Here is a 16125-nt window from a genome sequence, read left to right on the forward strand (position 1 = left end):
AGTAAGACTTTTTTTATTAAAATAATTATTATTTATCACTAAAGCATTTTTACTCAATTAAAAAGAATAAAACTGCAATTACAATTCGGAAAATGTTTATTTTTGATAAAAACAAAATACATTTTATGGTTCGAAAATTACTTTTCATCTCCAAATTTGCATTGCCTACTTATTTAACGTTATTATTTTTTGTTGTTTTTTCTTTTGATATTAATGCCCAATGTGCGGGTACTGACAACCAGCTAACTTTGTGCAGCAGTGATATTACTAATGTCAGCAGCAAAACTATTGATTTAAATGCATTATTAGGTATTCATACTGCAGGAGGTACTTGGAGTGATGACGATAATTCGGGTGGGCTGGACGCAGTTACAGGTATTTTAAATGCACAACAGGTATTTAAGAGCGGAATCTATCACTATACTTATAAAATTGATGGAGCAGCAGGATGTCTTGACAATACGTCTGTAATAGAAGTGACAATTGGCGGGTATGCTGGAATTGCAGGGCCTAACAATTCAATCTGTAGTTCAGATAAATCATATAGCTTATTTCAGGTTTTTCAAGGAATACCCGTTTTAGCACCACAAAGCGGCGGTACTTGGAGTGACCTTGATAATTCAGGAGGGCTAAATACTGCAACAGGAGTATTAAACGCATCTGTACCTGTTCCCTATAATACATATAGTTATAAATATACTATTAATGCCATTGGAGCCTGTGCCGAAACATCTGCTCAAGTATCTGTGTCTATTTATCGTTCTCCAGAGCCAGGTACTGCCAGTAATTTGCAATTATGCTCAAATCAGCTTGGCGCATACACTAATTTAGATTTATTCAGCAGGCTGAGTGGTGCCGATGCGGATGGAGTATGGTCGGAATCAGGCACTTCTGAGTTAAACAGCCCAACTGACTCAACAATTGATATTCAAAATATTTACAATACAAAAGGACCTGGAGTTTACCGTTTTACTTATACCGTAAGTCCGCCAAAAGATGATAGAGTGTGTGCCGATCAGTCATCAAATGTGTTTATTTCAATAGGAGAGCAGCTGGATTTTACGGGAGCCACATTATCTGTAAATCCGGATGGAGTCTGCGAGAATGAAATGCCCACAACAACCTACACGGGGATTTTGACACAGGGAGCCAAAACAATTGCAAACGGGAATTATAGAGTGAATTATTCAATTGCTGGTGTAGGATCGTTTACTACTATTCAAAATTTTAGTAATGGAGTTTTGCTTTTCCCTATTGATTCATCAAATTTTACTCAAGTTAAAGATTATACCATAAGAGTAAATAATGTTACATTAGTTTCCAGTCCGGTATTTTGTTCGAGTATTGTTGGTACAATTCAAGATATATTGCACATTTTTCCAAGTCCAAAAATAGACAATGCAGTTCTTACTATCGATCCAGTCTGCCAAGGTTCAGATGCTTTGGTAAATTTTTCGGGGACTTCCAATCTTTCTGATGGAAATTACGATATTATTTATAATTTAAGCGGGAGTAATATTCTAAATGGCATACCCGCAACGATGAATGTAGCAGGAGGATTGTCTTCCTTTAGTATTCCATCTTTTTATATTTCTAAAACAGGAACTACTACAATTTCTATTGTAAAAATTACGAATTTGGTCACCAATTGCAGTAATGCATCCACTCTTAAAAGTGATTTTATTATTAATCCTGCATTAGATATAAATAACTTGGCAATTGCAATTAATGATATATGTCAGAGTCAGCCTGCTAATGTAAATCTAAGTGGTTTAGGGTTATTGACTTCTATTGAAGTAACTTACAATTTATCGGGAAGCAATAATGTTGGAGGAAAAACCGTTTCTTTAACAGCTTCATCTGGCAATGGGACCTTTATAGTTCCTGCAAGTGATTTGCCTAATACAGGATTGACTAAACTCTCCATCACGAATATTACCAATACTATTACTGGCTGTACATTTGCCATAAATAACAAGAGTGATGATTTTACAGTTATTCCACCTCCAGCAATTCCTGTGGCAGCTGATCAGTCATTCTGTACTTCAGAAAATGCAACTGTTGCAGATTTAATCCCACAAGGGAGTCAATATAAATGGTACGATTCTGATGCAAGTTCTGTCCCATTAGTAAATACAGCACCATTGCTTACAGGGGATTATTTTGTAAAACAGATTAATCCTGCAACTGGATGTGAATCAGGTTTTAAGATGGTGAATGTGACAATAAATCAGACACCGCAAATTGATACTGCCAGATTATCAATTGCAACAACTTGTCAATCCTATAATGTCACTGTTTTATTGGGAGGAAGTTCAAATCTTACTGATGGAAAATATAATATCCTATATGATTTAAGCGGTGATAATACAGGTGTTGGAATTTTGGCTGAACTTAATGTAACCAGTGGAATTGGTGTATTCCGAATTCCTGCAGCATTAGCTCCCAATGCAGGTTCAACAACTGTTTCTATTACAAACATCACAAATTCTGTAACTAATTGCACGAATACAGTTAATTTAAGCAGATCATTTACAACCAATCCGTTACCGGATATTTCCAATATGGCAGTAATTATCAATAATGTTTGTTTAGGACAGCCTGCAACCGTAGCAATAACAGGTTTAGGATCCCTGAATACTATAAATATCAATTTTTCACTGTCAGGTGCTAATATTGTCAGCATGCAGACAACTTCATTGAATGTTGTGTCTGGTCAAACGAATTTTGTAATCCCGGCATCTGTTTTGCCTAACTCGGGTCTGACCACATTTAATATGACAAACATTACCAATACTGAAAACGGCTGTCCAATATTTATAGATCATAAAACTGATTTTACGGTAAATGATCCGCCAAATGTTTCCTCTATTACGTTAAGTATTAATGATGGTTGTCCTAATCAGCCGCTGAATGTTGCAGTTTCTGGCCTAGGCAATTTATCTGATGCCATATTAAGCTATTCTGTGTCTGGGGTAAATACAATTATAAGCGAGACAATTGCACTAGAAGTTATAGGCGGAAACGCAAATTTTTTGATACCAGGAAATTCGTTGCGCAACAGCGGTACAAATACTTTGTCGCTTACGAATTTAATAAACTCTTCAACAGGCTGTTTTACAATAATTAATTCCGTTTCTCAAAATTTTGATATTCTGCCAATGCAAAGCAGTCCTGTTGCAGGCAATCAAGAGTTTTGTAAAGAAAGTGGAGCAATAGTAGCTGATTTGGTTCCAAACGGCATACAATATAAATGGTTTGATTCAGAAAGTTCATCAGTACCCTTGCAGCCAAATACACCGTTGATAGCTGGAAATTATTTTTTGAAAGAAGTAAATCAAATAACAGGATGCGAATCCAATGCGACTGCTATAAGCGTTGCTATAAACAGCGTTGCAATACCAGCTTTAAAAGCGGAAGGCGAAAATTTCTGTGGAGCTGACAAGCCTACCATCCAGAATTTATCCAGCAACACTATTCATACAGGCGATTTAACGTGGTATGATACCCCAAACAGCGTTTCTCCGTTGCCAAATAATACATTGCTTACTGAAGGAGGTGTTTATTATGGAGTCGATTATAATCCAGTAACTAAATGTATTTCAGAACCATTACAGGCTGCCGTAACATTGTTTTCCTGTAATGTAACCCCAGACGGCTTAAAAATTCCTGATGGCTTTTCGCCAAATGGAGACGGTGTTAATGATACATTTAAAATATTGGATATAGAATATCTGTTTCCAAATTTCACTATTGAAATATTCAATAGATATGGAAATATAATGTTCAAAGGAAATATCAACAGGCCAGATTGGGACGGAAAAAATTCCAGCTCAAGCTTTATAAATGGTGATGCGGCAACAGGTGTGTATTTTTACATTATCAATTATAATAAAGACAACTATTCACCAAGACAAGGACAGCTTTATTTAAACCGATAATCCTTTTTTTACTACTAAATTATTTCAAATGAAGAAATTAATACTTTTTGTGTTTTTTTTCCTTTCTATATTAAAGGCAAAAGCTCAGCAAGAGCCACATTTTACTCAGTATATGAGCAATATGAGTGTGGTTAATCCAGCTTATGCGACAGCATCGCCTGCGATTCTCAATTTAGGAACATTGTACCGTTATCAATGGGCAGGCATTGAAGGCGCTCCAAAAACATTGACCTTATTTGCTCATACTCCTATTAATGATAAGATAGAAACGGGTTTTTCATTAGTTTCAGATGATATTGGGGATGGAGCAAAAAAAGTAACCAGTATGTCTGCTGATTTTGCCTATGTTCTTCAGCTGAATCAAACCCAGAGACTTTCTTTTGGAGTAAAAGCTGGATTCACAGCAATAAGTACAAATTTTAATGGTTTTGAATTAAATAGCGGTGATGTTTCTACCGATTTGGCATTTGCTGAAAACACAAATGAAACTGTGCCTGATATAGGTGCAGGAGCATATTATTTTAGTGATAATTATTATATAGGATTATCTGTTCCTAATATTCTTTCATCAGAACATTCTGGATCATCTGGCAGCCAGATTAATTCTTTTGGTACTCATAGAGCCCATGGTTATTTGACAGGAGGTTATGTTTTTGATATTAATGAATCTTTTAAATTAAAACCTGCCGCTATGGCAATATTTGTTGAAGGAGCACCGGTTTCTGTAGACTTAACTGCAAATGTACTTTATAATGAAAAATTCGAACTTGGAGCTGCTTACCGGTTTGGAGATGCAGTAAGCGTTCTCATGAATGTAAATGTGGCTCCAAATTTAAGAGTTGGTTATTCCTATGATTATACTATTTCTAATTTAAGCCAGTTTAATTCGGGTTCACATGAGATAGTGCTGTTGTATAATTTGGATTTATTGGGTAAAGGATATAATAAATCACCTAGATTCTTCTAAAAATGAAAATGAAATCGACATGATTCAAATTCCAAAAGATAATTTAGAATAGATACAATGTTCCTTTAAAAAATCAAATATTAATTCCGCATGAAAAGAATATATATTATAATTATCATTGTATTTGCAGTTCAATTTGCACAAGCCCAGCAACAGGATCTGCAAAGGGCAAATCGTCTGTTTGACAAAACGTATTATAGCGAAGCTATTCCATTGTATGAAAAAATCAGTCTCAAAAATCAAAGTGCAGCAATAATTAAAAATTTAGGTGACTGTTATTATTACACAAATCAATATGATAAGGCTCATGCTCAATATTCGCTTTTAATGCAAAGCAGAAGCAAAGATCTCGATGAAGATTTTTATTTTAAATATGCTCAGACATTAAAAGCAAAAGGAAAATATACTGAGGCTAATACAGTGCTGCAAAATTACTATAAGTCTTCAAATGATAGTAAAGCGGTTGAAAAATTAGATCTTGAAATCAAATCATTAGATAATGTAAATGCAATTGGAGAAAGGTTTGAAATTAAAAATTTAGCTATTAATACCGGAAATTCAGAATTTGGAGGAGTAGTGCTTGGTGATAATTTAGTATTTGCTTCGGTTAAAAAGAAACCTCATTTATTCGATAAAACTTATAAATGGAATAATGAAGGTTATCTGAATTTAGTATGCATTCCATTGAGAAATATATATGCGAAAGATTCTATTGTGACTTATTTTTCGAAAGAATTAAAATCACCTATGCATGAATCGAATGCCATTTTTACAAAAGACGGCAAAACAATGTATTTTACTAGAAACAATTATAACAATGGCAAGAGGGGCAAGGATACCAATAAGATTTCCAATATTCAGATTTTTAGAGCAGAATTGCTTAATGATAAATGGACAAATGTAGTGTCATTGCCGTTCAATAGCGCTGAATATTCAGTAGAGCATCCCGCTTTGAGTCCTGATGAAAAAACATTATACTTTGCTTCTGATATGCCAGGTACGATGGGGTCTTTTGATATTTTCAGTGTTTCAGTAGATGGTTTGACTTATGGTTTGCCAAAAAATTTAGGAGAGAATATAAATACCTCAAAAAGAGAACAGTTTCCTTTTGTATCTAAGGATAATCAATTGTATTTTTCTTCAAATGGACGCGAAAGCTATGGTGCCCTCGATATTTTTGTTTCGGATATTCATAATAATACTTATTCTAAAGCATTGAATGTAGGACTTCCAGTAAATTCTGGTTATGATGATTTCGCTTTTTATATAGATTCTGATACTAAAGAGGGTTATTTTTCTTCGGATAGGCCCGCCGGAAAAGGGAAAGATGATATTTATTCGCTGAAAGAAACCAAAGAACTGCTTATTGAAGATTGCAAGCAATACATAGCGGGAACCATTACCGATACGGATTCGCATTTAGCACTCGAAAACGCCACTGTAATCTTGAAAAACACAGCTAATCAGGAGATTGGAAAAACAACAACTGCCGTAGATGGAAAATTCAGTTTTTCAGTGGCGTGCGAATCTGAATATTCTGTACATGCCAGTAAAGAAAACTATACTGAAAATTCAAAATCATTAGTTATTTCTAATGTCAGAAATAGATCAAATGATGGTTCTATGGAAATCAGATCTCAGGAAATTATCAAGAAAGAAGAGCAGTTAGCTGCTGATAAATTAAAAGCTGCCGAATTAGCGGCACTCGAACAAAAAAGAAAAGCAGATGCCATTGCACTTAAAGAACAAAAAATTGCAGATGAAAATGCTTTAAAACAGAAGAAAAAAGAGGACGCAATTGCGCTTGAATCCAAAAGGCTGGCAGATATTGCTCTCGCACAGCAATTGAAAAAAGATAAACTGGAAGCTGATAAAAAACAAAAAGAATTAGCCGAAGTTAAGAAAAAAGAAAAAACAGCTGCGATAGTTGCTGCAGAAAAAGATGTTGTAAGAGATAAAGACCGATTAATCATAAAAACCGATCCCATTTATTTTGATTACAATATGTGGTACATCCGAAAAGAGTCCAAAAAAATTCTGAATCGTGTGGTTGAATTAATGAATAAATATCCAGAAATGGTGGTCGAAATTGGTTCGCATACTGATAATCGTGGCAACGCAAAATTCAATGCAGATCTTTCCCAAAAAAGAGCTGATGCAACAAGAAATTATATTCTGGAGCAGGGAATTCCTAAAAACAGAATACAGGCAAAAGGTTATGGAGAATCTGTTCCAATCGTAAAATGCATTCCTGAAGATTCATGCGATGAAGAACAGCACGAGTTAAACAGACGAAGTGAGTTTGTAATTAAGAATCTATAAAAAAATACATATTCATAAGCAAAAGAAATCCTAATTCGTTGAATTAGGATTTCTTTTGTCTGAAGATCAGCTCATCATGGAATAATGCATAAAAACATTAATTATTTCATTGCAAGTAATTTTGTTTCTTCCGGAGTATAATAATCTACAATAGAATACGAATCGATACTACAAATCTTCATCTCATCAAGAATGCTAACTAAATTTCCGTAGTTACATTTTTTACTTGGTTTAATAATAAGCTTAACTCCTAATCCCGGTCTGCCACGATTTGCAGAATACTGCAAAACTAATTTATTACGCTCCAATAACTCTTTTCTAATACCAGTTTTACTATAATCTATTTCTTTGGGATAACCAATTGGAAAACTAATTAATCCGCAATAAGTAACGATTTTATTATTTTCACCTAAAAGTACTGTCATTGTACGATTCTCATCAGGATTGTTACAACCGAATGTATCACCACATTCATTTGCATATGTTGGATAATCTAAAGAATTTGGTTTTCGTAATTCAATTGATACCATAAAAAATATAATCAGTAGAAAAGAAACACTGACCATAGCGGTTAAATCTACTCTTGTACTTAATTTTTTACTTCTAATTTTTCTATTGACTTCCATAATCTGATAGTTTTTAGAATCAGTGAAGTATTTAGCTTTCCTTGATTTAAATTTAATACTTTTTTGTTAATTAATTCAGATAACGATAACAAATTAAAACTAACGAATAAAAAAAACTCCCGATTCTTTAAAAGCCAGAATTGGGAGTTATATTTCTAACTGTAAAAATTTATCTCAAACTTGCACCAAGTTCTGTTTCAAAATTTTTTATCAGCTTGCCCATAATTTTGTCAATTTGAGCATCTTCAAGAGTTTTGGCTGTATCCTGAATTGTAAAACTCAAAGCATACGATTTTTTGCCTTCTGGTAAATTTTGTCCTTCATATACGTCAAACAGATTAACATTTTTCAATAATGATTTTTCAGTTTGCCTTGCAATAGTATAAATTGCATCATACGTAACATTTTGATCAACCATCAAAGCCAAATCTCTTCGCACTTCCGGATACTTTGGAATTTCGGTATATTTTATTTTGCTCGACATTAATTTTAAAACTACTGCCCAATTAAAATCTGCATATAAAACTTCTTGTTTTATCCCGAAATGCTTAAGCACCGATTTCTTAATCACGCCAAATTCAACTACAGTATCACTTCCTGATCCTAATGCAATACCTTCAGAAAACACATCAGTTGAAACAGCAGTACTTTTAGCATTTGAAATTCCTAGTCTCGAAAGTATTCCTTCAACATATCCTTTGAATAAAAAGAAATCTGAAGGTTTTTGAGCGTTTGTCCAGCTTTCCTGATTTCTATTTCCAGTTTGGAACAATGTTAGATGCTTAATTTCTTCATATCCAGCAAGAAATTTATGGTATGTTTTTCCAAATTCAAATAACTTTAAATCCGGATTCTTGCGGTTAATATTATATGAAATTGCTTCCAAACCAGAGAAAAGCAATGATTGGCGCATAGTTGCCAAATCACTGCTCAATGGATTTAACATCGTAACATTATAATCTTCTTTTAAGGTGTCAGAGAGCTGTACATACGAAGCTGTCGTTAATGAATTGGCCATCATTTCGTTAAATCCTTGAGAATTCAATTGGCTCGCAATTGTATTCTGTACTTTATAATCCTCGTTTCGTGGAGAATTAGAAACTGTGGCATTCAGTTTTTTGGAGAATAGAATGTTGTTGTATCCGTATACTCTTAGAATTTCCTCAATAACATCAATTTCTCTTTGAACATCGACACGATAAGCAGGAATTGTTAATCCTAAACCAACTTCTGAAACGCTGTTTACTTTTATTTCTAAAGATGCCAATATCTGTTTGATGGTATCTTTTGGCAGCTCTTGACCAATAATTCTTGAAACGTTCTGGAAATTCAGGAATACTGGAAAATCTTCAATTTTCTTTTGATAGATATCTACAATGTCAGAGGTAATTTCACCGCCTGCCACTTCTTGTATCAGCAAAGCTGCTCTTTTTAATGCGTATTCAGTTATTGTTGGATCAATTCCTCTTTCGAATCTAAAGGAAGCGTCAGTGTTTAATTGATGTCTTTTGGCCGATTTACGGATACTGACTGGATTAAAATAAGCGCTTTCCAGAAAAATAGAATTTGTCACCTCTGTTACACCCGATTTTTTTCCTCCAAAAACCCCAGCGATGCATAATGGTCCTTTTTCGTCACAAATCATTAAATCTTCTTCGTGCAGTGTTCTCTCTACATCGTCCAAAGTTGTAAATTTGGTTCCAGAAGGAAGAGTCTGAACTATAATTTTTCCTTTAATTTTTGCGGCATCAAATGCATGTAAAGGCTGGCCCAAATCATGCAATACATAATTTGTTACGTCTACAATATTATTTTTTGGATTAATGCCAATGGCTTTCAATCTGTTTTTTAGCCATTCTGGAGATTCCTTCACTGCTAACCCAGAGATGGTTACTCCACAATATCTTGGGGCTAGCTGAATGTCTTTTACATCAACATCTATTTTTAGAGTTCTTTTATCAACTCTAAAATTACTAACTGATGGAGTGATCAGTTCGACATTGATTCCAGTTTGAATTAATCCGGCTCTCAAGTCACGCGCTGTGCCTAAATGGCTCATTGCATCGGCACGATTAGGAGTCAATCCAATTTCGAATACTTCGTCATTTTCTATTTTGAAAACAGTAGAGCCTAATGTACCTGCCGGAATCGATTCGTCTAGAACCATAATTCCATCGTGGCTTTCTCCTAAGCCTAATTCATCTTCGGCACAAATCATTCCGTGGCTTTCCTGCCCGCGGATTTTTCCTTTTTTTATGGTAAATGAATTTCCTTCCTTATCGTACAATACTGTTCCAATTGTTGCTACTGGAACTTTTTGGCCGGCATCAACATTACTGGCGCCACATACTATTTGTAAAGGAATGCCGTCTCCAAGATCGACAGTTGTAATTTTTAGGCGATCAGCATCGGGATGAGGCACACAGGTGAGTACGTGTCCAACTACAATACCCTCTAATCCGCCTTTTACAGATTGATATTTTTCAACAATTTCTACTTCCAGCCCTAAATCGGTAAGCAATGCTGCTGTTTCTTCGGATTTCCAATCTATTTTAATGAACTGTTTTAGCCAGTTGTATGATATTTTCATTTTATATTTTTTTCAAGAATGCAAATATAATCAATGTTTCGTGAGGGTCAAAGCATGTTTGTTGCAAAATTTAAAACTATGTCAACAAATTTCTAGTTTGAAATGTGAGGTTCAGTCCAATTTTAAATGACAGCTGAAAAGCATAATCTTTCCCTTTCTAGCCCTGATCGAAACGGCATCCTTTTTCTTTTTTTCTTTAAAAAGGAAAAGATATAGTGGAGAGCAGGACACATTTTTGCTGCAATGCCCAATGTTGCTGCTTCTTAAAATTATTTAACCGTTTTAGAACCGGCTTTATAAAATTTCCTCAATATGTTTTTTGATATTTTCGCTGATTTTGGTAATAGGCAAATCGTTGTCATCGTAGCCAAATGGCTCTTCAATTTCTTCCGAAATCAATTCGATGCTTGCCAACACATAAAAAATAAATGAAATGACAGGAATTACAAAGTAGCCCAGGGTAAAAACATATGCGTATGGCAGTGTAAGTACAAACAGGAATATGAATTTTTTTATAAAAGTGCTGTAGGAGTAGGGGATTGGAGTGTTTTTGATACGCTCGCAAGCACCACAGATGTCTGTAAAAGACTGGATTTCATTATTTAAAATTATCAATTGTTCGCCTGATATTTTATGAGAAGCATATAAATCATTGATTTTTTGGAACAGCATTTTGGCAATCTGATTTGGCCTATGCTTGTGGTGGTTTATATTCAGATCGACATCATCAAACAACAACATACTGGTTTCTTCGTCTTTTAGGTGCTTATTCAGCATCGAAGCATAGCTTGGAATTAACTTTCTGAAGTAAGCCAAATCCTTTTCGTCTTTTAAAATTACCGATAGTTTGATGGCTAGATTACGGCTGTTGTTAACTAAGGCACCCCATAGTTTGCGCCCTTCCCACCAGCGGTCATAAGCAGAATTGATCCGGTACGCCAGCAGCAATGAAATCACAAACCCCAGTGTGGTATGAATTACTGAAAGGTTTCTGACATGGCTGGTTTCGTCCAATTTTAAAAACTCAATTTCCAGATAGGCAATAATGCCTGAGTAAACTGCCATGATTATCAGAAAAGGAAATAATGTCCTGAAAGAATCTGATCTATGAAAATGAAAGATGTAAGCAATCCAGACTCTAGGATTATATGGTATCATATTATTGTTTTGATATCAAAAATAATTAAAAATTAAGATTTCCAGCTAACTCTCTTAATGTAATTTCGGATAGTTTGGCTTGAAATTGTGCGCTGCTTAAACGAATTCTTGAATTGATGTAATTTAATTGAGCAGCCCTGAATTCTACTGAAGTTATTGTTCCTATTTTGAATTTTTCGGCAGTTATTTCTATATTCTGTTTTGCAATTGCGGTGTTATTTTCTTCTAAATCAATTAAATCCAAATTGGTTAGATACACTTGGAATGCGACTGTTAAATTACTTCTCAATTGAATTAACTGCTGGTCTATTGCCAATTTAGAATTGTCAATCTGCATTTTGGCAATTTTTTCGTTTCTGTTTTGAGAATCTCCATCAAATAAATTTAAGGAAGCTGTAAAGCCATAATTGAGACCATGGGAAGAAGATTGGCTGGTAAAACCAAGGCTTGATTGTGCATCACTGAAATTATAACCTGTGTTTAGCCTGATAGCAGGATAGCGGTCACCCTTGATTTGCTTTAAATCTAATTCGGCTACTCTTTTATTAATGATCTGCATCTCCAATTCGGGATTTTGCTTTTCGGCCAATGCCATTAATTCGGCGAGCTTTAAATTGCGATCTACATTGATTTTATCCGAAACTACAAAATCAGTTTTTAAATCTCGTGCCAATATTTGGTTTAAAAGTGTTTTTGCATTCGCATAAGCTTGCTTTTCTTTAACTAGATTTCCTAAATCTGTATTTAAATCCACTTGAGCATTCAAGACATCAAGTTTTGAATTTTTTCCAATAGTATAACGGTTCTGGATAAATTCAAGCCTTTTTTTAGAAATAACAATTGTAGAATCAAGATCAGACAGTTTTTGCTGTTCTTGAATTAAATCATAATAAACATTATTGACACTGCTTACTTTATCCAGAATTGTCCATTTCAGCTGGACATCACTTAAATTTTGCAGTTCTTTGAGCTGATCATATTTGGCAAACATTTTCATTCCGTCAAAAATGGTCCAGCCTAAGGAAACACCATAGTTTAAACTATTGTTTTTAGCATTGTCCAATGAGGTAGTGGTACCGTCCTGCCTCGTTTGCGAAGAATTCCTGATGCTGTTATCATCTGTAACAGAAGCTGTTGCAGTTGGCAGCATTCCGGCATTTCCTATAGCAGCATTGGTTTCGTTTATTTTTAAATTATTTTTGGCAATTTTTATATCAAAATTGTTTTCCAAAGCTATTTTTATTGCATCTTCGAGCGTAAGCACCTGCTGAGCGCTTGTTTTTGTGAAGCAAAGCATAAATAAAATTAGACTGTATAATATGTTTTTAGTTTTCATGTTAAAAATTGTTGACTGCAGTTTATTAGGAAATAGCTGCAGCTTGAATTATTTTCAAAATTTACGAATCTATCATTTACTGTCTCTTTCATATTCCTCGATATGATCAAATTCTGGATAGTGTTTTCTTGCCTTAGACCACATCAGGTAAATTGCAGGAATTACAAAAAGTGTTAATGCCAAAGAGAAAATTGTTCCCCCTACAATTACAACTCCCATTCCAATTCTGCTTGTTGATGCTGCTCCAAGTGACATTGCAATAGGCAAAGCTCCGAGCGCTATCGCTAAACTCGTCATCAAAATTGGCCGCAGACGCGCTTCCGAAGCTTCCAGAATAGCTTCTAATTTTGGTTTTCCCTGCTCTCGCAATTGATTGGCAAATTCGACGATCAAAATTCCATTTTTGGTTACCAGCCCAATAAGCATTACAGTTCCAATCTGGCTAAAAATATTCCAGGTCTGATTGAAAAGCCAAAGCGAGAACAAAGCTCCTGCAACGGCCATTGGAACGGTTAATATGATGATTAATGGGTCTACAAAACTCTCAAATTGCGCAGCCAGAATCAAGAAAATCAGTAATAAGGCAAGGCCAAATGCGAAAGAAGTATTAGAACTGCTCTCCACAAAATCCCTTGATTCTCCACCTAAATCGGTGGTAAAAGATTCATCAAGCACTTTGGATTTAATTTCATTCATCATATCAATACCGTCACTAATACTTTTTCCTGGAGCCAAACCAGCAGAAATCGTAGCCGACATATATCTGTTGTTATGGTATAGTTGTGGAGGATTGCTTTGCTCTTCGATATTAACAACATTGTCCATCTGGATTAATTCGCCTTTGTTGTTTTTCACAAACATTGAAGTTAAATCCAAAGGTTTCGAACGGTCTTTTTGATCAAACTGCCCAATAACCTGATATTGTTTTCCGTTTTTAATGAAGTAGCCAAAACGCTGTCCGCTTAATGATAGCTGCAGGGTTTGAGCAATATCCATAATTGAAATTCCCAAGCTTTCAGCTTTTGCACGGTCAATACTTACATTTATTTCGGGTTTATTGAATTTTAAGTTCACATCGGTAACAGAAAACACATCACTTTTGCCAACTTCGTCCATAAACAGCGGAATTTTTTCACGCAGTTTTTCAAAATTCGGAGCCTGGATAATATATTGAATTGGTAAGCCACCACGTCTATTCACTGCAATTGTTGGCTGCTGCATTACTGATATTTTGGCATCGGGATATTTTTTTGTCCATTTAGAAAGATCGTCAGCAATATCTTTTTGTGATTTTGCTCTTTCATCGGGCTCTTTTAATGAAAGCCTTATAAAACCAGTATTAGTTGCCGAAGAACCAAAACCTGGAGCTGTAACTACTAAGCTTACTTTTTTCTCAGGAATGGAATCATCTACTAATTTTGAGATTTCCTGCATAAAACGATCCGTATATTCATAGGAAGATCCTTCTGGTGTTGACATCCGCATAGTTACCGAGCTGCGGTCGTCATAAGGAGCAGTTTCTTTTGGAAGTATTGTGAAAAACAAATAAATGAGTCCAAAACAAGCAATCAGTATAGGGAAACTGATCCATTTTTTATTCATGTACCGCTTGAGAGAATTGGCATAACCGCTGTTTAATTTTTCAAAAAACGGTTCGGTTTTTAAATAGAATTTTGATTTTTTCTGTTCCCCGCCTTTCATTAAATAGGCATTTAGCATAGGAGTCAAGGTCAAAGAAACAAAAGCCGAGATTAATACAGCAGCTCCAATAACTACACCAAATTCACGAAATAGTCTGCCTACAAAACCTTCCAGGAATATTACAGGTAAAAATACCGCGGCTAAGGTCACCGAAATTGAGATTACCGCATAAAATATTTCGTTGGAACCTTTAATTGCTGCTTCGATTGGTGACATGCCTTCTTCTACTTTCTTGAAGATATTTTCGGTAACAACGATACCATCATCTACCACTAAACCAGTTGCAAGAACGATAGCCAAAAGTGTTAAAACATTTATCGAAAATCCAAAAAGCCACATGATAAAAAAGGTTGCGATCAGTGAAACTGGAATATCAATTAAAGGCCTGAATGCTATTGCCCAGTCTCTAAAGAATAAATAAATGATGATAATTACCAGAAGAATTGAAATACCTAATGTTTCTGCAACTTCAAGCACCGATTTCTTTACAAAAATCGTATTATCTAAAGCAATATTCAGTTTGATGTCCTTTGGCAGATCTTTTTTCAGTGCTTCGTACTTTTTATAAAATTCCTTCGAAATATCCAGATAATTGGCCCCTGGCATAGGTACTATTGCCAAGCCAATCATTGGTAACCCAGATTGGGTTAATTGGGTCTCAATATTTTCAGGCCCCAAAGAGGCAACACCAACATCGCTGAAGCGAACAATTTTATCACCATCGGTACGAATGATTATATTATTAAATTCTTCGGGTTTTGATAAATTTCCAATTGTTTTTACTGTCAATTCAGTATTATTGCCTGTCAATTTTCCAGAGGGTAATTCTACATTTTGGGCATTTAAGGCTGCGCGGACTTCGGCAACAGTACAGCCGTAAGCAGCCAGTTTTGAAGGATCAATCCATAAACGCATGGCGTATCTTTTTTGTCCCCAGATCTGAACACCACTCACTCCTGGAATAGTTTCCAGCCGTTGCGAGATAACATTTTCTGCGTAATCGCTTAACTCCAATGAACTGCGGGTATCACTTTGAACTGTCATCGAAATAATAGATTCACTATCGGCATCAGCTTTTGCTACTACTGGCGGGGCATCTATATCCTGAGGCAAACTCCTGATGGCTTGCGAAACTTTGTCACGCACATCGTTTGCTGCACTTTCCAGGTCTTTATCCAGATTAAATTCGATAGTAATGTTGCTGCTTCCCTGATTGCTGGAAGAAGTTATATTTCGAATCCCATCGATAGCATTTACTGCTTTTTCTAAAGGTTCGGTAATTTGAGATTCAATGATATCGGCATTGGCTCCAGTATAATTTGTCCTGATGGAAACTTGCGCTGGGTCTATAGAGGGAAATTCACGAACACCCAAAAAGGTATAACCAATGAAACCAAATAAAATAATCAAGAGGTTCAGCACTATGGTTAACACAGGTCTTCTTATACTTGTAGTTGATAAACTCATTTCTTTTTTTGAATTAT

8 protein-coding genes are annotated in these 16125 nt (G+C 35.2%); 3 read left to right on the top strand and 5 right to left on the bottom strand.

All coding sequences use genetic code 11. The annotated features are described in order from the left end of the window. Positions 1-125 precede the first annotated feature (125 nt). The 3 genes from ABEG11_RS13705 (at position 126) to ABEG11_RS13715 (ending at position 7230) form a co-directional block, all read left to right on the top strand. Positions 126-3941 carry a T9SS type B sorting domain-containing protein gene (locus ABEG11_RS13705; RefSeq protein WP_348824732.1) on the top strand — a complete coding sequence of 1272 codons (3816 nt, stop codon included), beginning with the start codon at positions 126-128 and terminating at the stop codon, positions 3939-3941. A 28-nt stretch (positions 3942-3969) separates the two neighbouring features. Continuing rightward, on the top strand, positions 3970-4908 hold the full coding sequence (locus tag ABEG11_RS13710) for a PorP/SprF family type IX secretion system membrane protein (RefSeq protein WP_348824733.1): 939 nt from the start codon (positions 3970-3972) through the stop codon (positions 4906-4908). A gap of 90 nt (positions 4909-4998) precedes the next feature. Next, the gene (locus ABEG11_RS13715; RefSeq protein WP_348824734.1) at positions 4999-7230 is read left to right on the top strand and encodes an OmpA family protein; all 2232 of its coding nucleotides are present in this window, start codon (positions 4999-5001) and stop codon (positions 7228-7230) included. A gap of 101 nt (positions 7231-7331) precedes the next feature. Here ABEG11_RS13715 and ABEG11_RS13720 read toward each other — a convergent pair whose 3' ends face one another. The 5 genes from ABEG11_RS13720 to ABEG11_RS13740 all read right to left on the bottom strand — a co-directional run bounded on the left by ABEG11_RS13720 (position 7332) and on the right by ABEG11_RS13740 (position 16108). Next, positions 7332-7856, bottom strand: a complete 525-nt coding sequence (locus ABEG11_RS13720; protein ID WP_348824735.1) for an ExbD/TolR family protein — start codon at positions 7854-7856, stop codon at positions 7332-7334. A gap of 169 nt (positions 7857-8025) precedes the next feature. Further along, entirely contained in the window at positions 8026-10446 is a 2421-nt protein-coding gene (gene pheT, locus ABEG11_RS13725) for a phenylalanine--tRNA ligase subunit beta (RefSeq protein WP_348824736.1), read from the bottom strand. A gap of 294 nt (positions 10447-10740) precedes the next feature. After that, positions 10741-11604: a bestrophin family protein gene (locus ABEG11_RS13730; RefSeq protein WP_348824737.1), complete on the bottom strand. Its 864-nt coding sequence runs from the start codon at positions 11602-11604 to the stop codon at positions 10741-10743. 25 nt (positions 11605-11629) lie between these two features. Continuing rightward, positions 11630-12940: a TolC family protein gene (locus ABEG11_RS13735; RefSeq protein WP_348824738.1), complete on the bottom strand. Its 1311-nt coding sequence runs from the start codon at positions 12938-12940 to the stop codon at positions 11630-11632. Between the two features lie 72 nt (positions 12941-13012). After that, a complete protein-coding gene (locus ABEG11_RS13740; protein WP_348824739.1) occupies positions 13013-16108 on the bottom strand; it encodes an efflux RND transporter permease subunit in 3096 nt (1031 codons plus the stop codon). Positions 16109-16125: the final 17 nt, after the last annotated feature.

The organism is Flavobacterium aestuarii, from assembly GCF_040049115.1.
Classification (GTDB): Bacteria; Bacteroidota; Bacteroidia; order Flavobacteriales; family Flavobacteriaceae; genus Flavobacterium; species Flavobacterium aestuarii.